At 66.4% G+C, this 18,499-nt stretch carries 18 protein-coding genes; 6 read left to right on the forward strand and 12 right to left on the reverse strand.

Features of this window, described 5'->3' with window-relative positions:
- Positions 1 to 301: 301 nt before the first annotated feature.
- From IP86_RS09340 to IP86_RS29040, 3 genes are all read right to left on the reverse strand, one after another.
- Positions 302 to 1,564, reverse strand: a complete 1,263-nt coding sequence (locus tag IP86_RS09340; protein WP_054162247.1) for an MFS transporter — start codon at positions 1,562 to 1,564, stop codon at positions 302 to 304.
- 169 nt (positions 1,565 to 1,733) lie between these two features.
- Positions 1,734 to 3,086 (reverse strand): phosphoglucosamine mutase, encoded by a 1,353-nt coding sequence (gene glmM / locus IP86_RS09345; protein ID WP_054162248.1) that lies wholly within the window; start codon positions 3,084 to 3,086, stop codon positions 1,734 to 1,736.
- A gap of 208 nt (positions 3,087 to 3,294) precedes the next feature.
- Positions 3,295 to 3,456: a hypothetical protein gene (locus IP86_RS29040; RefSeq protein ID WP_197279717.1), complete on the reverse strand. Its 162-nt coding sequence runs from the start codon at positions 3,454 to 3,456 to the stop codon at positions 3,295 to 3,297.
- A 169-nt stretch (positions 3,457 to 3,625) separates the two neighbouring features.
- On the opposite strand from IP86_RS29040, the gene IP86_RS09350 reads away from it, so the two are divergent.
- The 3 genes from IP86_RS09350 (at position 3,626) to IP86_RS09360 (ending at position 6,390) form a co-directional block, all read left to right on the forward strand.
- Positions 3,626 to 4,765: an alpha-hydroxy acid oxidase gene (locus IP86_RS09350; RefSeq protein WP_054162249.1), complete on the forward strand. Its 1,140-nt coding sequence runs from the start codon at positions 3,626 to 3,628 to the stop codon at positions 4,763 to 4,765.
- Positions 4,766 to 4,919: 154 nt separating this feature from the next.
- Positions 4,920 to 5,735: an enoyl-CoA hydratase/isomerase family protein gene (locus IP86_RS09355; protein ID WP_054162250.1), complete on the forward strand. Its 816-nt coding sequence runs from the start codon at positions 4,920 to 4,922 to the stop codon at positions 5,733 to 5,735.
- Between the two features lie 22 nt (positions 5,736 to 5,757).
- Positions 5,758 to 6,390: a trimeric intracellular cation channel family protein gene (locus IP86_RS09360; protein WP_054162251.1), complete on the forward strand. Its 633-nt coding sequence runs from the start codon at positions 5,758 to 5,760 to the stop codon at positions 6,388 to 6,390.
- A gap of 185 nt (positions 6,391 to 6,575) precedes the next feature.
- Here the strand turns inward: IP86_RS09360 and IP86_RS09365 are convergent, their stop codons facing one another.
- The 7 genes from IP86_RS09365 to IP86_RS09395 all read right to left on the reverse strand — a co-directional run bounded on the left by IP86_RS09365 (position 6,576) and on the right by IP86_RS09395 (position 13,306).
- Positions 6,576 to 7,199: a hypothetical protein gene (locus IP86_RS09365; protein ID WP_054162274.1), complete on the reverse strand. Its 624-nt coding sequence runs from the start codon at positions 7,197 to 7,199 to the stop codon at positions 6,576 to 6,578.
- A gap of 58 nt (positions 7,200 to 7,257) precedes the next feature.
- Complete coding sequence (locus IP86_RS09370; RefSeq protein ID WP_054162275.1) at positions 7,258 to 8,103, reverse strand: shikimate dehydrogenase; 846 nt, start codon at positions 8,101 to 8,103, stop codon at positions 7,258 to 7,260.
- An 8-nt stretch (positions 8,104 to 8,111) separates the two neighbouring features.
- Positions 8,112 to 8,387 carry a helix-turn-helix domain-containing protein gene (locus tag IP86_RS09375; protein WP_054162252.1) on the reverse strand — a complete coding sequence of 92 codons (276 nt, stop codon included), beginning with the start codon at positions 8,385 to 8,387 and terminating at the stop codon, positions 8,112 to 8,114.
- Between the two features lie 105 nt (positions 8,388 to 8,492).
- The gene (locus IP86_RS09380; RefSeq protein WP_054162276.1) at positions 8,493 to 10,544 is read right to left on the reverse strand and encodes an elongation factor G; all 2,052 of its coding nucleotides are present in this window, start codon (positions 10,542 to 10,544) and stop codon (positions 8,493 to 8,495) included.
- Positions 10,545 to 10,726: 182 nt separating this feature from the next.
- Positions 10,727 to 11,194, reverse strand: a complete 468-nt coding sequence (locus tag IP86_RS09385) for a DUF992 domain-containing protein (protein WP_054162253.1) — start codon at positions 11,192 to 11,194, stop codon at positions 10,727 to 10,729.
- Between the two features lie 246 nt (positions 11,195 to 11,440).
- Positions 11,441 to 11,962: a DUF992 domain-containing protein gene (locus IP86_RS09390; protein ID WP_054162254.1), complete on the reverse strand. Its 522-nt coding sequence runs from the start codon at positions 11,960 to 11,962 to the stop codon at positions 11,441 to 11,443.
- A 141-nt stretch (positions 11,963 to 12,103) separates the two neighbouring features.
- Entirely contained in the window at positions 12,104 to 13,306 is a 1,203-nt protein-coding gene (locus IP86_RS09395; RefSeq protein ID WP_054162255.1) for a pyridoxal phosphate-dependent aminotransferase, read from the reverse strand.
- Between the two features lie 197 nt (positions 13,307 to 13,503).
- On the opposite strand from IP86_RS09395, the gene IP86_RS09400 reads away from it, so the two are divergent.
- Entirely contained in the window at positions 13,504 to 14,754 is a 1,251-nt protein-coding gene (locus IP86_RS09400; RefSeq protein ID WP_054162256.1) for a glycosyltransferase family 87 protein, read from the forward strand.
- Positions 14,755 to 14,922: 168 nt separating this feature from the next.
- Positions 14,923 to 15,576, forward strand: coding sequence for a glutathione S-transferase family protein (locus tag IP86_RS09405; protein WP_054162257.1), 654 nt, complete (start codon positions 14,923 to 14,925; stop codon positions 15,574 to 15,576).
- Between the two features lie 77 nt (positions 15,577 to 15,653).
- On the opposite strand, the gene IP86_RS09410 is transcribed toward IP86_RS09405, so the two are convergent.
- On the reverse strand, positions 15,654 to 15,884 hold the full coding sequence (locus IP86_RS09410; RefSeq protein WP_054162258.1) for a hypothetical protein: 231 nt from the start codon (positions 15,882 to 15,884) through the stop codon (positions 15,654 to 15,656).
- 88 nt (positions 15,885 to 15,972) lie between these two features.
- On the opposite strand from IP86_RS09410, the gene IP86_RS09415 reads away from it, so the two are divergent.
- Positions 15,973 to 17,148, forward strand: a complete 1,176-nt coding sequence (locus IP86_RS09415) for a PQQ-dependent sugar dehydrogenase (protein WP_054162259.1) — start codon at positions 15,973 to 15,975, stop codon at positions 17,146 to 17,148.
- A gap of 25 nt (positions 17,149 to 17,173) precedes the next feature.
- On the opposite strand, the gene IP86_RS09420 is transcribed toward IP86_RS09415, so the two are convergent.
- Positions 17,174 to 18,496: a TRAP transporter large permease gene (locus IP86_RS09420; protein ID WP_054162260.1), complete on the reverse strand. Its 1,323-nt coding sequence runs from the start codon at positions 18,494 to 18,496 to the stop codon at positions 17,174 to 17,176.
- Positions 18,497 to 18,499: the final 3 nt, after the last annotated feature.

Raw genomic sequence — 18,499 nt, forward strand, 5'->3', positions numbered from 1 at the left:
CCTTTGGTCCAATGATCAATTACGAAGGCCCCTTACCCGGAAACCTATGAGAACGAACGATGCCAGCAATTCCTTAAGCCTGACTTAACCCTAATTTTTAAGGTTGATATTTGGTGAGGAGACAATCCGGGGCTGCTAACAACTGCGCGCGGACGCGGCGCCGCAGGGGGTGTTTGCTAACAAATCGTTGACGGAGGATCGCTCGGCTTGCCGGAACAACGCCAAAGTAAACGGCCCCGGTTCCATCACGGAACCGGGGCCGTCTGGTGTTCCGCCGGGATCGCTCGTCCCCGCGCCTACCCTAATGCGCGTGGCGCGGCATCTTTGGCAGCAGCACGGCGAGCAGGCCCAAGATCGGCAGGAACGAACAGACCTGGTACACGAAGTCGATGCCGTAATGATCCGCGACCTCGCCCAGCGCCGCGGCGCCGAGGCCACCGATACCGAACGCGAAGCCGAAGAACACGCCCGAGATCATGCCGAAGCGATGCGGCATCAGCTCCTGCGCGAACACGATGATCGCCGGCGTCGCCGAAGCGAGAATGAAGCCGATGAACACGGTCAGCACCGCGCTGGCGTACAGCCCCGCATAGGGCAGCGCCAGGGTGAACGGCAGGATGCCGAGGATCGAGAACCAGATCACGTAGCGGCGGCCGAAGCGGTCGCCGAGCGGGCCGCCGAAGAACACGCCGGCCGCGGTGGCGGCGAGGAAGATGAACAGGAAGATCTGCGCGGTCTGGGTCGAGACGTGGAATTTCTCCATCAGGTAGAACGTGTAGTAGCTCGACAGGCTCGACAGATAGAGCTGCTTGGAGAACAGCAGCGCCACCAGCACCACCAGTGCGACCATCACCCGCCGCCGGCCCGGCGCATGCGGGTGCGGGCTCACCACCATCTTCTTCTTGCCGGCGACCTGCGGCTTGTACCAGACGCCGATCCGCCACAGCACGACGATCGCGACGAAAGCGATCGACGAGAACCAGGCGATCGACGGCTGGCCGAACGGCACCACGATCAGCGCCGCCAGCACCGGGCCGAGCGCGGTGCCGGCGTTGCCGCCGACCTGAAACACCGACTGCGCCATGCCGTGGCGGCCGCCGGAGGCGAGCCGCGCGATCCGCGCCGACTCCGGATGAAACACCGCGGAGCCGAGGCCGATCATCGCCGCGGCCACCAGGATCACCGCGTAGGAATGCGCGACGCTGAGCAGCAGCAGGCCCAGGAAGGTCGAGCCCATGCCGATCGCCAGCGAGAACGGCTGCGCCTTCTTGTCGGTCATGTGGCCGACCACCGGCTGCAGCAGCGAGGCGGTGAACTGGAACGCCAGGGTGATCATGCCGATCTGGCCGAAATCCAGCGCGTAGTTCGCCTTCAGGATCGGATACACCGACGGAATCAGCGACTGCATCGTGTCGTTGAGGAAATGCGAGAAGCTGATGCCGCCGAGCACGACGTAGGCCGGCCCCGCGGCCGACGGCGCTGCCGGCTTGGTGAGCTCGGGCAGCGGCGGCTCGGCGGGAGTGACCGGAGCGGCGATATCCGCGTCGACGACAGGCTTGTTCACGGCGTTTCCTGAAAGATTCTTGCCGCGCCGGTCGGTCCCGGGGCAGCCACAACGAAAGACGGCCGGCATCGGTGCCGGCCGTCTTCAAATTAGTCCGTATCGCCGTGGGTTGGTAGCGACAAATCGCGATGGCTGCGATGCGCGCTGCGGCGCAACTACGCGCCGCAGACTACGCGGCTGCTGCGGCGGCGCTGCCGACCGCGTCGACGATGCTGTCGACGACGTCCTCGACCAGTTCGCGGTCGTCGCCCTCGCCCATCACCCGGATCACCGGCTCGGTGCCCGACGCCCGGATCAGCAGCCGACCATGGCCGTTGAGCCGCTTCTCGGCGTCGCTGATGGTCGCCTGGACGCGCGCGTCGTCGAGCGGCCGGCCGGCGTGATAGCGCACGTTCTTGAGGATCTGCGGCAGCGGATCGAAGCGGTGGCAGACCTCCGACACCGGGCGGCGCAGCTTCTGCACCACCGCGAGCACCTGCAGCGCCGCGACGAAGCCGTCGCCCGTGGTGTTGTAGTCGGACAGGATGATGTGGCCGGAGGCTTCGCCGCCGACGTTGTAACCGTCCTTCAGCATCGCCTCGAGCACGTAGCGGTCACCCACCGCGGTGCGCACCAGCTCGATGCCCTCGGCCGCCAGGAAGCGCTCGAGGCCGAGATTCGACATCACCGTGGCGGCGATGCCGGGCTTAGCGAGCCGGCCGTCTTCCTTCCAGCTGTGCGCGATCACCGCCAGCAGCTGATCGCCGTCGACGACGTGGCCGCGCTCGTCAACCATGATGACGCGGTCGGCGTCACCGTCGAGCGCGATGCCGATGTCGGCGCGCATCTCGCGGACCTTGCGGCACAGCGCCTCCGGCGAGGTCGAGCCGCATTCCTTGTTGATGTTGAAGCCGTCGGGCTCGACACCGATCGAGATCACGTCGGCGCCGAGTTCCCACAGCGCCTCCGGGACGACCTTGTAGGCGGCGCCGTTGGCGCAATCGACCACCACGCGCAGCCCGTCGAGCGACAGGTCGCGCGGCAGCGTCCGCTTGGCGAATTCGATGTAGCGGTCGCGGACGCCGTCGATGCGGCGGGCGCGGCCGAGGCCGGCGCTCTCCGACAGCTTCTTGTCGAGCGACTCGTCGAGCAGCTGTTCGATCTGCTTTTCGACGTCGTCGCTGAGCTTGAAGCCGAGCGGGCCGAACAGCTTGATGCCGTTGTCCTCGAACATGTTGTGCGATGCGGAAATCATCACGCCGAGATCGGCGCGCATCGATTTGGTCAGCATCGCCACCGCCGGCGTCGGCATCGGGCCGACCAGCATCACGTCCATGCCCACCGAGGTGAAGCCGGCCACCATGGCGTTCTCGATCATGTAGCCGGACAGCCGCGTGTCCTTGCCGATCACCACACGGTGGCGATGGTCGCCGCGCTGAAACACCAGTCCGGCCGCCTGGCCGACCTTGAGCGCGAGCTCCGGCGTGATCAGGCCATTGGCGCGGCCACGTATCCCGTCCGTCCCAAAATATCTGCGGCTCATCAAAATCCCCCGCCCGGCCACGCTCCGGCGTCCGAAGACCAGGTGTCCGGTCAGCGCCGCGTGGCGAAACCCCGCTTATAGGACCAATTTAGCGCTCGGCCCTTCAAAAAATATAAAGAAAAATTACGCGCCGCGGACCCGGGGACCGCGGCGCAAGCTGTTGAAAACCATGGATTTCGTGCCTCGGCAAAGCACGAGGCCGGGCTCCCTAGCCCTTGCGCTTGCTGTCGCCATCCGGCTTCGAGGGCGCCGGCTGGGTCACGCTCACGGGGTCCGAGCCCGGAAAGGAATCCTCCAACCCCTCGTCGAGCTGCTTATCAAGGTCCTTGTCCTTGGACTTGTTGGCGGAGTGATCCGTCTTCTCAGTCATCGCCTGCTCCTGAATGTGTTGCTCGTTCGGTGCAACGCATGGGAACCGGGGCTGTTCCCGCGACCGCCCGGCGCACGCCCAGGCCACGCGCGGAGACATGTCGCACCTCGCTGCGGCGTGCTACAGGACGCCACGCGCCGAAAAAACCGACCGGGGACGGGCAACGTTCATGAAATACATCACCTGCATCGAGGACCTTCGCCAGATTCACAAGCGCAAGGTGCCGAAGATGTTCTTCGACTACGTCGATCACGGCTCCTATGCGGAGGAGACGCTCCGCGCCAATGTCGACGACCTCAAGCGCATCAAATTCCGCCAGCGCATCCTGGTCGACATCTCCAAGCGTGACCTGTCGACCACCATCCTGGGCGACAAATACGCGATGCCGCTGATCCTGGCGCCCGTCGGCTCGACCGGCATGCAGTACGGCGACGGCGAGATCCACGCCTGCCGCGCCGCGCACGCCGCCGGCATTCCCTACACGCTGTCGACGATGTCGATCTGCTCGATCGAGGACGTGGCTGCCAATGTCGAGAAGCCGTTCTGGTTTCAGCTCTACGTGATGCGCGACCGCGGCTTCGTCAAAGCGCTGATCGAGCGCGCGATCGCCGCCAAGTGCAGCGCGCTGGTGCTCACCGTCGATCTGCAGGTGATCGGACAGCGGCATCAGGACATCAAGAACGGCATGACCGTGCCACCGGAGATCTTCCGGCCGAAGAACCTGATCGACATCGCCACCAAGCCCGGCTGGGTGAAGGGCATCCTCGGCGCCAAGCAGCGCAACTTCGGCAACATCGCCGGCCACCTGCCCGGGTCGAAGGATCTGGAATCGGTCTCCGCCTGGGTCGCCTCGCAGTTCGATGCCTCGCTGAACTGGAAGGACATCGACTGGATCCGCTCGATCTGGCCGGGCAAGCTGATCATCAAGGGCATCCTCGATGTCGAGGACGCGCGCGAGGCCGTGAAGGTCGGCGCCGAGGCGCTGGTGGTGTCGAACCATGGCGGCCGCCAGCTCGACGGCGCGCCGTCGTCGATCGAGGTGCTGCCGGAGATCGTCCACACCGTCGGCTCGCACATCGAAGTGATGTTCGACGGCGGCATCCGCTCCGGCCAGGACGTGATGCGCGCGCTGGCGCTCGGCGCCAAGAGCTGCATGATCGGCCGCGCCTATATCTACGGCCTCGGCGCGTTCGGCGGCCCCGGCGTCGCCAAGGCGATCGACATCATCGGCCGCGAGCTGTCGACCACCATGGGCCTGTGCGGCGTCAACGCCATCAACCAGATCGACGAGAAGGTGCTGGCGGAGTAATCGCACTAACGTCTCCCCGCGTCATTGCGAGCGCAGCGAAGCAATCCAGAAGCCGCGCAGTGTGGCATGGATTGCTTCGTCGCTTCGCTCCTCGCAATGACGGGGTGAGGCCAACAACTAACAACAAAAACAACAACAATCAGGAGGGAAACCGATGACCAATATGCAGACCAGCGCGCAGCCCGCCGCCAGCGAAGTGCTCTACGCCGTCGAGGACCACATCGCCACCATCACGCTGAACGCGCCGCAGCGGATGAATACGATCTCCGGGCCGATGCTCAACGAGCTGGCGGCGCTGCTGATCAAGGCCAATCAGGATCCGGACGTCCGCTGCGTCATCCTCACCGGCAATGGCCGGGCGTTCTGCGCCGGGCTCGACCTCACCAAGGAGCGCGGTGACGAGGGGCTCAGCGCAGCGTCGTCGCCGACCACGCTGGATTTGCGCAACACCCCGCCGACCGTGCTGCAGGGCATGGACAAGCCGACGATCTGCGCCGTCAACGGCGGCGCGGCCGGCTACGGCATGGACACCGCGCTCGGCTGCGACATCCGCATCATGGCGGAGTCGGCCAAGCTGGCCGCCGCGTTCGTCAAGCGCGGCGTGGTGCCGGAGAGCGGCGGCACCTGGTTTCTGCCGCGGATGATCGGCTGGGCCAAGGCATCCGAGCTGATCTTCACCGGCCGCACGCTGTCCGCGCAGGAGAGTCTCGCATGGGGCCTCGCCAATGAGGTGGTGCCCGACGTCGAGCTGATGGGCCGCGCCCGCGCGGTGGCCAAGGAGATCGCCGGCAACGCGCCGCTCGCGGTGCAGGCCGCCAAGCGGATGATGCGGATCGGCCTCAACGAGACTTTCCCCGATCACGTTCACCACGTGTACTTGCAGCTATTGCCGCTGTTCAAGACGCACGACATGAAGGAAGGCATCGCGGCCTTCATGGAGAAGCGCGAGGCGAAGTTCGAAGGCCGTTAGTTCGGCCCACGCGGAGAGCACGATGTTCGAGACCGTCACGACGTTGCTCGATTGGCTGGGCATCGTCGTGTTTGCCGTCACCGGCGCGCTGGTGGCGTCGCGCAAGGAGATGGACATCGTCGGCTTCGCCCTGCTCGGCACCGCCACCGGTATCGGCGGCGGCACGCTGCGCGACGTGCTGCTCGGGCTGCCGGTGTTCTGGGTGCACGAGCCGGCCTATCTCGTCACCTGCGTGGTGGTCGCCGGTGTGGCGTTCTTCACCGCGCACATCCCGCATTCGCGCTACAAGGCGCTGCTCTGGCTGGACGCCGTCGGGATGGCGCTGTTCGCGGTGAGCGGCGCCGAGAAGGCTGCGCTCGCCGGCGCGAACGGCATCGTCGCGGTGGCGATGGGGATCGTCACCGCGACGTTCGGCGGCATTATTCGCGATCTGCTCGGCGGCGAAATCCCGGTGATCCTGCGCCGCGAGATCTACGTCACGGCAGCCCTGCTCGGCGCCGCCACATTCGTCGCGCTGATGAGCGTCGGAACGCCGCGCGAGCTCAGCCTCGTCGCCGGTTTCGCGCTCGCGCTGCTGATCCGCGCGGCGGCGCTGTGGCGCGGCTGGTCGCTGCCACGCTACCGGCCGCGGCCGGGCGTGCAGGACGAGCGTTAGAGCGCTTCGGATCGAGCGATCGGGACGCTCGCTACAAGCTGAGCCTCATGGTGAGGAGGCGCGTAGCGCCGTCTCGAACCATGCGCCACGGGTGCTGCGTGGCCCCATCCTTCGAAACGCCCGGCGTCGCCGGGCTCCTCAGGATGAGGACTCAGTGCCTTGTGGACAGGACCTTGCAGCTCCCGTCACATCGGCGGGGTGATGCCGCCCTGGCCGACCGCGATGCGGCTGGTCTGGAACGAGCCGTCGGGCAAGGTCTTGCCGAATGCGATGATCTTGGCGCCCGGCTTGAGGTCGGACTTCTCGGCCGGCACGTAGGTGACGATCTGCGTCTTCGGCGTGATGCTGATGACCTTCTCGCCGCCCTTGTACTTCACCTTGACGGTGTTGCCGTCGGTGCTGGTGACTGACTGATCCACGGTGGCGTTGGTCATCGTGCTGTTGGGGCCGAGGTCCCACGCGCGCGAGCCTTCACCGGTGCCGCGCATCGATTCCGGGAAAATGTGGATCTCGACCGCGTTGTGCGCACCATTTGGGCCGGGCACGGTGGTGGCGCCGACGAACGCGCCGGGCTTCACCTCCGCCAAGGTGCTCGATGCGATGCCGGCGACGCGCAGATCCGGCTGCAATTGCAGTTTAACGTCCTGACCGCTGCGCGACTTCACAGCCAGGCTGTCGCCATCGACGCGCTCGATCTCGCCGCGCACTTTGGTGGGCGTCGGCGATTGCTGAGCGGTGGCCACGGAAACGAACAGGCCGAGCACGGCCACGGCGAGCAGCGGACGGGTGACGGAAAGACGAAACGACATCGACGAGTTCTCCAGCAAGCCCCGTGATGGAAATGCTGTCGATCGCCGGTTATTCCAGTCACGTATGCGCGAGCAGATCGGCCTCGACCAATTCGCGCAGCTCGGCGGTGACGTGCGGCCTTGCGCCGAACCACAATTCGAAGCCGCGCACCGCCTGATGCAGCAGCATGCCGAGACCGTCGGCGGTGCGCAGGCCACGGCCGCGCGCCTCGGCCAGCAGCTCGGTTTGCAGCGGCACATAGACGAGATCGGCGACGACCGCGCCGGCCGGCAGCGGTTCGAGGTCGAGATCGAGCGACGGCTGGCCCTTCATGCCGAGTGAGGTGGTGTTGACCAAGAGCCCGGCGCCCGGCAGCGCCGCCGGCGCTTCGGTCCAGGCGATCGGCACGACGCGGTCGCCGAACAGATCCGCCAGCGCCTGCGCACGCTCGAGCGACCGGTTGGCGAGCGCGATGCGCTGAATGCCGCGCTCCAGCAGGCCGAACAGCACAGCGCGCGACGAGCCGCCGGCGCCGAGCACCAGTGCCTGCTCGGCGCGGTCCCAGCCCGGCGCGCTGGCGTCGAGATTGGCAATGAAGCCCTCAACGTCGGTGTTGGTCGAGCGCAGTACGTCGCCGTCGTAATACAGCGTGTTGGCGGCGCCGACCGCGCGGGCGCGCTCATCCGGCTGCGTCAGCTGCAGCGCGCGCTCCTTGTGCGGGATGGTGACGTTGGCGCCGCTGTAGCCGTGGGCACGCAGATTGAGCACGAATTCGGCGAAGCCTTCCGGCGGCACCGCCTCGATCGAATAGCCGCCCGGAATGCCGAGCGTGCGCAGCCAGTAGTGATGGATCAGCGGCGAGCGGGAATGCGCAGCCGGCCAGCCGATCAGGCAGGCGGCGGTGTGGCCGTCGCCGGGATGCACCACCGCGCTCACGGCTCGTCCCTCCCCGGCTGCGGCGCCGCCTGACGCAGCCGCACGCCGCGGCCGCCGTCCTCGCTGCGAGCATGCTCGCCGATCAGCTCGACGCCGGCGCGGTTGAGGGCGTCGACCACCCGGGTCAGCGACTCGACGATGCCGCGGACATTGCCGCCGCTGGCCTCCATCCGCTGGATGGTCGGCACCGACACGCCGGCGAGCTTGGCCAGCTCGCGCTGGTCGATCCCGAGCAGCGCCCGCGCCGCACGCATTTGAGCCGAAGTGATCAAGCGAGCCTTCCAATGCCGGTCCGCCTATCGGCTACAGCAAATATGAAACGGCTTCAATGATGCTTGGCACATCATTGAAGCCGTTTCGTCTCTAACGCGGGTCGATCAGGCGGCGACCTGACGGTGCGCCGCGATGATCTGGTCGGCGGTGCGCCCGGAGACCTCGGCCATGTGGTCGAAGCTGCGGGTGAAGCTGCCGGCGCCGGCGGTGGCCGAACGCAGCTCGACGATCAGGTCGCCGATCTCGGCCTCCGGCATGGTGGCGCGCACCACGTCCCAGCCGGCCCAGCCGTCGCGGGTGTCGAAGCCGAGGATCTGGCCCCGCCGCCCGGACAGGATGGCGTTGACCTTGGCGGTGGCGTCGGTCGGGCAGACGATCTCGACGGTGTGAATCGGCTCCAGCAGCACCGGCTGGCACTGCGGCAGCGCCTCGGTGATGCCGATCCGCGCCGCGGTGCGGAACGCCTGATCGGAGGAGTCGACGCTGTGATACGAGCCGTCGGTCAGCGTCACGTGGACGTCGACCACCGGGAAGCCGAGCGGCCCCATCCGCAGGCCGTCAGCAGCGCCCTCCTCGACCGCGCCGATATAGTTGCGCGGCACCGCGCCGCCCACCACCGTCTCGGCGAACACGAAGCCTTCGCCGCGCGGCAGCGGCTTGATGTCGAGCACGACGTCGCCGAACTGGCCGTGGCCGCCGGACTGTTTCTTGTGCCGGCCGCGCTGGGTGGCGGCTTTGCGGATGGTCTCGCGATAGCCGATCGCTGGTGGATGCGATTTGACGCTGACGCCGTAACGCTCCTTGAGCCGCTCCAGCGCGACGCGCAGATGCATCTCGCCCTGGCCCCACAGCACGATGTCGTGGGTCTGCGGATCGTGGATCACGGTGAGCGACGGGTCCTCTTCCGCGAGCCGCTGCAGCGACTGGCCGAGCTTGACGTCGTCCTTGCGGTCGGCTGCGGCGAGCGCCATCGCCAGCACCGGCGGCGCCGCGGTGATCTCGACCAGTGCCGCCGGGGCGGCCTTGCCGTTGCCGAAGGTGTCGCCGGTCTTGATCGCATCGAGCTTGCCGAGCGCGACCACGTCGCCGGCGCCGGCAGACGAGCGCTTGCCGTCGTGCCCGCCACCCACCGCCTGTATGCCCGAGACCCGCGCCGACTCGCCGGCCGAGGACAGCACCGTGTCGCCGTCGTTGAGCGTGCCGGCAAACACGCGGGCGAGCGACAGCTTGCCGCCGTGCTGCAGGTGATTGGTCTTGAAGACGTAGCCGATCGCCTCCTTGGTCGAGGCGACGCCGAGCCGCGCCGCTGTTTCGGCGATATCGGGCGCTTCGTGGCGCAGCGCCTTGAGCAGCCGCATCACGCCGTTCTCGCGCAGTGCAGAACCGAGCAGCACCGGGCAGATCAGGCCTTCGCGCAACTCGCGTGCGAGATCGTCGAACACCGCGTCGCGCGGCGGCGGGATATCTTCGAGCAACTGCTCCATCAGCGAGTCGTCGTGATCGGCGAGCTTCTCCAGCATCGAGAAGCGGGCTTCCTTCTCGCGATCGAGATCGCCGCCTTCGAGCGCGATCACTTCGGACGGCTTGTGCTCGCGATAAACGAAGGCGCGCTCCAACGCGAGGTCGACATAGCCGGCGATCAGTTCGCCGTTCCAGATCGGGATCTGGCGCAGCACCAGCGGGATGCGCGAGGCCGGCTGCAGGCTGTCGAGCACTTCGCGAATACGCTTGTTGGCGCGATCGATCTTGTTGAGAAACAGGAAGCGCGGAATGCCGAGATCTTCGAGTTCGCGCAGGATCAACTGCAACTGCGGCAGCTTACGCTCGTCGGCCTCACACACCACGATCGCGGCGTCGACGGCGGGCAGCGCCGCGCGCATGTCGTGCGCGAATTCGACGGAGCCGGGACAATCGAGGAACGTGTAGGTCTCTCCCATGAACTGCGTCGTCACCGCAGTGAGACCGAGCCCCATCTTGTGATGTCGCGCCTCCGGGCTGGCATCGCCGACCGAAGTGCCGGCGTCGACCGAACCGGCACGCGGCACCGCGCCGGTGCGGGCCAGGATCGCTTCGAGTAGTGTGGTTTTTCCGCTTTGGAATGGGCCCACCAGTGCGATGCACCGGGGACCACGGGGACTTCTGACGTCTTGTCCCATCGCCGCCTCCTTCTTCTGGAGCTCGGCCCATGATTGGGTCGGCAAGACGGGATGCTTCCGCAATGAACGACGCTTGGCAAGCGCGAAAAATTACGATGCGGTGACGTTCCCCTTGAGCAAAATCAAGGACAGCAAGCAAATCGCTGCGGCGCACGCAGGGTGCGCCGCAGCGACGAAACGAGTTAGCGGCCCGGACGCAGCTCGAGCTCCTGCAGGCCGACCGCGACGTTGACGCCGGTCTGGCCCTGCAGGCTGAGCGGCTGCAGGGCGATCGAATTCGACGAGCCGCCGACCAGCACGTTGGCGCCGGCGCCGACGCCGATCGCGGCCGAGCCCTGCGCGCCCGCGTAGTTGCCGGCGAGATCGCCGGGGCCGAAGCGCTCGACCGGCGCGAACACGCCCCAGGCCAGCGCGGTCTGCTCGGTGAGGCCGATATCGAGGCCGACCTTGCGGACAGTGGCGACATAAGGCGTATCGGGGCGGCCGTTGACGTGCAGCACGCAACCGAGATTGGTGACAGAGCCGACGATGAAGCCCATGCTGGCGCCGCCGCGGCATTCGAGCACGCCGACCTGCACGCGGTTCTGGGCGTGAGCGGCGCTGGCGATCAGGGTGGCGGCGGCACCGAGCAGAAGCGATAAGCGGCGCATATGGTTTTCTCCGGTTCGACGTGATGCTGATAGTTTGCGGATAGTTCGCAGATATTCGAGCTCCGACGGATGCCACAGATCGTCGCGATCCAGCCGGTGCGCCCGCCGCATGCGAAGCAGCTCGCATCTAGTCACAGCGACGGCGAATCTTCAATGACAGTTCCCGATCGTCCAAACGCGCAGCGCCAAAACAAAAGGGCCCGCGCGAGGCGGGCCCTTCGTCACATCGCTGTCGTGCAGCGATGATCAGCGGTGGTGGCGATGGTGCCGCTTGTGCTTGCGGTACTTGCGCGGCATCTCGACGGCGCGCAGCTGCACGTCGACGATACCGGCGGTCGCGTTGAGGCCGGTCTGGCCCTGCAGGCTGAGCGGCTGCAGCGCGTAGGCGTTGCCCGAGCCACCGATCAGCAGGTTGCCGCCGAAGCCGACGCCGAACGAGGCGTTGGCGCCGACGCCGCCGAAGCTGCCGGCGAGGTCACCGCGACCGACCTGGCGGGTCGGCGCGTAGACGGCCCAGGCGAGGCCGGTGTTCTGGGTGAAGCCGAGGTCGACGCCGATGCGCTGCACCGTGGCGACGTACGGCTCCGGACGACGGCCGTCGGTCTTGAACACGCATTCGAGCTGAGTGGTCGAGCCGACGACGTAGCCGACGTTCGGGCCACCGGCGCATTCGATCACGCCGACCTGCAGCCGCTCCTGCGCGCTTGCGCTGGCGACGGTTGCGACGAGCGCGACTGCAGCAACACCGAACAGTCTTGAGATGGACATTGAACAGAACTCCGCATTTCGGGGATTGAATTGTACGGCGGCGACAAGAAGGAACTGTCTTGGCCAAAACAAGGCAGTTCCGCGACACCAGAATAAATCTAGTGGATCTTGCCGCTTTTTAATGAACGCGCGGTTGAGCGATCAGCGCAGATTTCCACAGAAGCGCTGGATGCGTTTGCAGGCGTCCTCGAGGTCGGACGTTTTGGTGGCGTAGGAGATGCGGAACGCCGGGCCGAGGCCGAACGCCGAACCCTGCACAACCGCAACGCCTTCGGCTTCGAGCAGCTCGGTGACGAAGTCCTGATCGGTCTCGATGGTCTTGCCCGACGGCGCGGTCTTGCCGATCGTGCCGGCGCAGGACGGATACACGTAGAACGCGCCTTCCGGCCGCGGACACTCGATTCCGGAGGCTTGGTTCAGCATCGACACCACGAGGTCGCGGCGCTCCTTGAACACCTTGTTGTGAGCGGCGATGAAGTCCTGCGGACCATTGAGCGCTTCGACCGCGGCCCATTGGGCGATCGAGGACGGGTTCGAGGTCGACTGCGACTGAATGGTCGCCATCGCCTTGATCAGCGACGCCGGGCCGCCCGCATAGCCGATGCGCCAGCCGGTCATGCAATACGACTTCGATACGCCGTTCACCGTCAGCGTGCGATCGAACAGCTTGGGCTCGATCTGCGCCGGGGTGGTGAACTTGAAGTCGTCATAGACGAGATGCTCGTACATGTCGTCGGTCATCACCCAGACATGCGGGTGCTTGACCAGCACGTCGGTCAGCGCCTTGAGCTCGTCGCGCGAATAGGCCGCGCCGGTCGGGTTCGACGGCGAGTTGAGGATGATCCACTTGGTCTTCGGCGTGATCGCCGCTTCCAGCGCCGCGGCCTGCAGCTTGAAGCCGTGCTCGGCGGTGCAGACCACCGGCACGCTCTCGCCGCCGGCGAGCGCCACCATCTCCGGATAGCTGACCCAATACGGCGCCGGGATGATCACCTCGTCGCCCGGATTGATGGTCGCCATCAGCGCGTTGTACAGCACCTGCTTGCCGCCGGTGCCGACGATGATCTGGTTCGGCTTGTAGGCCAGGCCGTTCTCGCGCTGAAACTTGTCGATGATCGCCTGCTTCAGCTCGGGAATGCCGTCGACCGCGGTGTACTTGGTCTTGCCCGCCTCGATAGCGTGGATCGCCGCCAGCTTGATGTTCGCCGGGGTATCGAAATCCGGCTCGCCGGAGCCGAGCCCGATGACATTGCGGCCCGCCGCTTTCAGCTCGCGTGCCTTGTCCGTGACCGCGATAGTCGCGGACGGCTTCACACGATCGAGCGAGGCGGACAGGAACGACATCGTTATCTCCTTGCAGCCGTCATGAGCCGGCGGAAGGCGCGACTCTTCAAGTTCTGACGGGGAATGCTCATACACTAGGCGGGGGCTCGTTGCATCGCAAGAAGCTTGGTGCGGCGGCGATCAAAGCCCGAGCGGTTCAGGAAGCCTTAAAAGGCCGCCGCTAAGGTGCCCTTCGCCCCCTCCCTGCGCGAGCGCAAATGTCTCGATTCTGGCAACAATTTGCGACCGGCGGCTGGCTGACCCGGGAGCGGGTGCGGATCTACAGCCTGCTGATGGGTGGCATCTGCGCAGCCGCGATGATTGGCTGGGTTGCGCTGTCCGACGGGCTGATCGATCGCAACGGCAAGCCGATCGGCACCGACTTTTCCAGCTTCTACGCGGCCGGTTCGCTGGTGCTGGAAGGCAAAGCCGACGACGTCTACAGCCCCGCCGCCCACTACGCCCGCGAGCAGCAGCTGTTCGGCCCCGACACCCCCTACTACAGCTGGCTGTACCCGCCGTTCTTCCTGCTGGTCGCGACGCCGCTGGCGCTGCTGCCGTATTGGCTCGCCCTGGCTGTCTGGCAGGCCGCGGGCTTCGCGCTGTATCTCGCGGTGATCGGCGCGATCCTGCGACGCGCCCGCGCCACCGATGCGGTGGCGGCGCTATGGCTGCCGGTGGCGGCGGCGTTTCCGGCGGTGTTCGTCAATCTCGGCCATGGCCAGAACGGATTTCTCACCGCCGGACTGCTCGGCGCGGCGCTGTGCCTGCTGCGGCCACAGCCTGTCCTCGCCGGCATCCTGTTCGCCCTGCTGGCCTACAAGCCGCAATTCGCCCTGGTGATCCCATTGGCGCTGGTGGCGGCGGGACGATGGCGAAGCTTCGCGGCCGCCGCCGTCACCGTCGTGGCGCTGGTGGCGGCCGCGACCTTCGCTTTCGGCCTGGATATCTGGTCGGGCTTCGCGGCCTCGGCCGAGATGTCACGCAAGCTGTTGCTGGAGCAGGGCAACGTCGGCTTCGAGAAGCTGCAGAGCGCGTTCGCCTCGGTACGGATGTTGGGCGGCAGCATCCCGCTCGCCTACGGCCTGCAGGCCGCCCTGTCCGTCGCCATCATCGGCGGCACGGTGTGGGCATGGCGCAAGCCTGGCGACGACGCGGTCAGGAACGCCCTCCTGGTGCTGGCGACATTGCTGGCTTCGCCGCATACGCTCGACTACGACCTGATGCTGCTCGGTCCGGCCATCGCCTTCATGGTGAGCGCCGGCGTCGCCGGCGGTTTTCGCCGCTATGAGATCTCGGCGCTGGCCGCAGCCTGGGTCATCCCATTGCTGACGCGCAGCATCGCGGGCATGACGGCCGTGTCGCTCGGCCTGCTGATCTCGCTCGCGTTGTACGGGCTGGTCTTCGCCAGGGCGCTTCACCATCGCGACGCTGCGAGCGCGGCGGACGGACGCATCGCGCAAGTGTGACCAGGGACGATCCAAGGTGCTCCGGACGCGTGCGATGCAGCACGCATTCGACTTTTTCCAGGCCCGGGGCCTTGCGACCTGCCGCCATCGGCATCATTGTTTGACCGCTTTCCACAGCGACAAGCGCCGACGCTCCGGCGCGACGGCAAACGATCGACGGCGATGTAGATGTACAAGCTCTATTCGATGCAGCGCTCCGGCAACAGCTACAAGGCCCGCTTGGCCCTGGCGTTCCTCGACGCGCCGTATCGTTGCATCGAGGTCGATATCCTGCGCGGCGAGAGCCGCACGCCGGATTTCCTCGCCAAGAATCCGAGCGGCCAGGTGCCGCTGCTGGAAGTCGCGCAGGGCCGCTACCTCGCCGAGTCCAACGCCATCCTCTGGTATCTGGCCGTCGGCACCTCGCTGGCGCCGGATACACGGATGGACCGCGCCGAGGCGCTGCAGTGGATGTTCTTCGAACAGCACGCGCTCGAGCCGAATATCGGATCCGCGTATTTCTGGCTGTGCCTGGTCAAGGGTGGCCGCGACCTGCAGACGCACGCGCTGGAAGACTGGCTGGAGCGCGGCTACGCGGCGCTGCAGGTGATGGAAAATCACCTCAAGACCCACGATTACTTCGCGGCCGGCCAGCTCACCATCGCCGACATCGCGCTGTACGGCTACACCCACGTCGCCGACCAATGCGACTTCGATCTGTCGACCTTCCCGTCGGTCAATGCCTGGCTGCGACGGGTCGAGCAGACGCCGGGATTCGTGACGATGGACTGGACCCCGCTCGCCGCACCGCACGACCATGCGGATTTCGCCGCTGAAGCCTGACCGAATTCGCCATTTCTCAGCGATTTTGCCGCGAATTCGACACGATTGCGCCTGTAGCGCCCTATAAATGCCTGGGATCACAGGAAAATCTCGTTTGCGCGGTGATTCGCCGGCGCTTGCGAGGATTTGGTCATGACTCGGTCGCCCGGCCCGGAGGCCGGATTCGTCCCGCGTTCGAAGCCTTTCGGCTCACTCCGGCTGATGCGCGCCGTCGCCGCATCGCTGGCGGTGGCCGTCGTCTTGCTCAGCGTGATCCTGCTGCTGGCCGTCGCCTCGACACAGTCGAGCATGGCGATGCCGTTTGCCAACTGAACTCCGCTCCCGATTGATTACGCCGCCGCCGCTGAGCGGCGAAGTCCGGCTGCGGCCGCTGTGATGTCGCGTGGAGGCCCTGCGATGAAGGCACTGCTGGTCTGGGTCTCCGGTTCGCTCACCGCCGCCACGGTGATCATCGCCTCGTTCCTGATCGCCACCAAGAGCAGCGGCGAGCCGACGTCGTTCAGATCCTCCGCCGGAGCGCTGGCGGTGAAGACATTCGCCGACAACCTCGCCTATCCGTGGGGTTTGGCGTTTCTGCCGGAGGGCCGTGCGCTGGTCACCGAGCGGCCGGGCCGGCTGCGGGTGGTGTCGCCGCAGGGGGCGCTGTCGCCCCCTGTCACAGGCGTGCCCGATGTGTGGGCGGTCGGCCAAGGCGGCCTGCTCGACGTCGTCACCGACCGGGAGTTCAGCGCCAACCGCACGATCTATTTCTGCTATTCCGAGCGCGCCAATGACGGCGGACGGAGCGGCGGCCGCACCGCAGTGGCGCGCGCGGCACTGGAGGATGGCGATGATCCGTCGCTGAGTTCGGTCAGAATTATCTTCCGCCAGGATGGGCCGCTGTCGAGCGGCAACCACTATGGCTGCCGGATCGCGCAAGGCGCGGACGGCCATCTGCTCGTCACGCTGGGCGAACACTTCAGCAGCCGCGACGAGGCGCAGAACCTCGGCAATCATCTCGGCAAGATCGTTCGGATCGCGCCGGACGGCAGCGTTCCCAAGGACAATCCGTTCGTCGGCCGCGACGGCGCCAGGCCGGAGATCTGGAGCTGGGGTCACCGCAACGCGCAGGCGCTCGCTTTCAACCCGGCCGACGGCAGACTGTGGGAGATCGAGCACGGCCCGCGCGGCGGCGACGAGGTCAACATCATCGCGCCCGGCAAGAACTACGGCTGGCCCGTGATCGGCTACGGCGTCGATTACTCCGGCGCCAAGATCCACGAGGCCACGGCCAAGCCCGGCATGGAGCAGCCAGTCAAATACTGGGTGCCGTCGATCGCACCCTCCGGCATGGCGTTCTACACCGGCAAGCTGTTTCCGAAGTGGAACGGCAGCCTGTTCGTCGGCGCGCTGGCCGGCAAGATGCTGGTGCGACTGTCGCTGTCCGGCGACAAGGTGACGGCCGAGGAGCGGCTGCTGCAGCCGCTCAACGAGCGCATCCGCGACGTCCGCCAGGGCCCCGACGGCGCGCTCTGGCTGCTCACCGACAACGCCGCCGGCCGCATCCTGCGCGTCACGCCGGCGAACGAATAGCTTTTCCGGGCGAACGCTCGGGCGATCAGCGCGGCATCCCGAAGAACAGGTTCGGGAAGAACAGCGCGATCTGCGGCAGCATGATCACGATCAGCACGCCGAGGAACGTCACCAGCGCATAGGGGATGACCGACCAGTAGATGTCGCCCATGCTGACGTCCGGCGGTGCCACGGCCTTCAGGTAGAACAGATTGAAGCCGAATGGCGGCGTCATGTAGCCGATCTCCATCATCATGATGAAGATCACGCCGAACCACACCGGATCCCAGCCATAGAGCTGCACCACCGGCATGAACACCGGCAGCGTGATCAGCATGATGCCGACCGGATCGAGCACCATGCCGAGCAGCAGCAGCACCGCCAGGATGAACACCAGCGCACCCCATTCGCCGCCGGGCACCTGCGACACCAGATGGTTCATCAGCTCGTTGGCGCCGAGCGTGGTGTAGGCGGTCGAGAAGGCGTGCGCGGCGAACAGAATCCACATGATCAGCGCGGTCAGCCGCAGCGTCTGCATCGCCGAATCCGACAGCACCGCATACGACAGCTTGCGATGCACCGCGGAGGCAATCAGCGCGCCGAACACGCCGAGCGCCGCGGCCTCGGTCGGCGTCGCGAAGCCGCCGAAGATCGAGCCGAGCACCAGCAGCACGATCAGGATCGGCAATGCCACCGCCTTCAGCGTGCTCAGCTTCAGCCGCCAGTCGCCGCGTTCTTCCGGCGGCAGCGCCGGGGCCAGCGACGGCTGCAGCCAGGCGCGCACGATGATGTAGACCGTCACCAGCACGACGAGCAGGATGCCGGGGCCGATGCCCGAGGCGAACAGCCGGCCGACCGACACTTCGGTCAGCATCGCGTACAGCACCATCAGGATCGACGGCGGCACCAGTACGCCCCAACCGCCGCCGGCATTGATGGCGCCGATCGCCAGCCGCTTGTCGTAGCCGCGCTCCAGCATGCGTGGCAGCGCGATCGCCCCCATCGTCACCACCGCGGCGCCGCTGATGCCGCTCATCGCCGCGAAGATCGCACAGATCATCACGGTGCCGATCGCCAGTCCGCCGCGCATCGCGCCGAACCAGACATGCATCATCCGGTAGAGATTCTGCGCGACGCCGGACTTTTCCAGCAGCATCGCCATGTAGACGTACATCGGGATGGCGATCAGCGTGAAGTTCGTCATCGAGTCCCAGAATTTGGACGCGACGATGTAGAAGCCGACCGGCCCCATGGCGAAATACAGGAAGATCACCGAGATGCCGCCGAGCGTGAACACCAGCGGCGTGCCGATGAACAGGAACACCAGCAGCGAACCGAAGAACAGGAAGGTCAGAAGCTCGACAGACACCGG

The organism is Rhodopseudomonas sp. AAP120 (assembly GCF_001295845.1).
In the GTDB taxonomy this organism is placed as follows: domain Bacteria; phylum Pseudomonadota; class Alphaproteobacteria; order Rhizobiales; family Xanthobacteraceae; genus Rhodopseudomonas.

Excerpts from the sequence above, each read along its gene's own strand:
- IP86_RS09405 (WP_054162257.1), top strand. The coding sequence starts at position 14,923 with ATGTACAAGCTCTATTCGATGCAGCGCTCCGGCAACAGCTACAAGGCC.
- IP86_RS09415 (WP_054162259.1), top strand. The coding sequence starts at position 15,973 with ATGAAGGCACTGCTGGTCTGGGTCTCCGGTTCGCTCACCGCCGCCACG.
- IP86_RS09385 (WP_054162253.1), bottom strand. The coding sequence starts at position 11,194 with ATGCGCCGCTTATCGCTTCTGCTCGGTGCCGCCGCCACCCTGATCGCC.
- IP86_RS09400 (WP_054162256.1), top strand. The coding sequence starts at position 13,504 with ATGTCTCGATTCTGGCAACAATTTGCGACCGGCGGCTGGCTGACCCGG.
- IP86_RS09390 (WP_054162254.1), bottom strand. The coding sequence starts at position 11,962 with ATGTCCATCTCAAGACTGTTCGGTGTTGCTGCAGTCGCGCTCGTCGCA.
- IP86_RS29040 (WP_197279717.1), bottom strand. The coding sequence starts at position 3,456 with ATGACTGAGAAGACGGATCACTCCGCCAACAAGTCCAAGGACAAGGAC.
- IP86_RS09365 (WP_054162274.1), bottom strand. The coding sequence starts at position 7,199 with ATGTCGTTTCGTCTTTCCGTCACCCGTCCGCTGCTCGCCGTGGCCGTG.
- IP86_RS09380 (WP_054162276.1), bottom strand. The coding sequence starts at position 10,544 with ATGGGACAAGACGTCAGAAGTCCCCGTGGTCCCCGGTGCATCGCACTG.
- IP86_RS09395 (WP_054162255.1), bottom strand. The coding sequence starts at position 13,306 with ATGTCGTTCCTGTCCGCCTCGCTCGATCGTGTGAAGCCGTCCGCGACT.
- IP86_RS09360 (WP_054162251.1), top strand. The coding sequence starts at position 5,758 with ATGTTCGAGACCGTCACGACGTTGCTCGATTGGCTGGGCATCGTCGTG.
- IP86_RS09350 (WP_054162249.1), top strand. The coding sequence starts at position 3,626 with ATGAAATACATCACCTGCATCGAGGACCTTCGCCAGATTCACAAGCGC.
- IP86_RS09355 (WP_054162250.1), top strand. The coding sequence starts at position 4,920 with ATGACCAATATGCAGACCAGCGCGCAGCCCGCCGCCAGCGAAGTGCTC.
- glmM (WP_054162248.1), bottom strand. The coding sequence starts at position 3,086 with ATGAGCCGCAGATATTTTGGGACGGACGGGATACGTGGCCGCGCCAAT.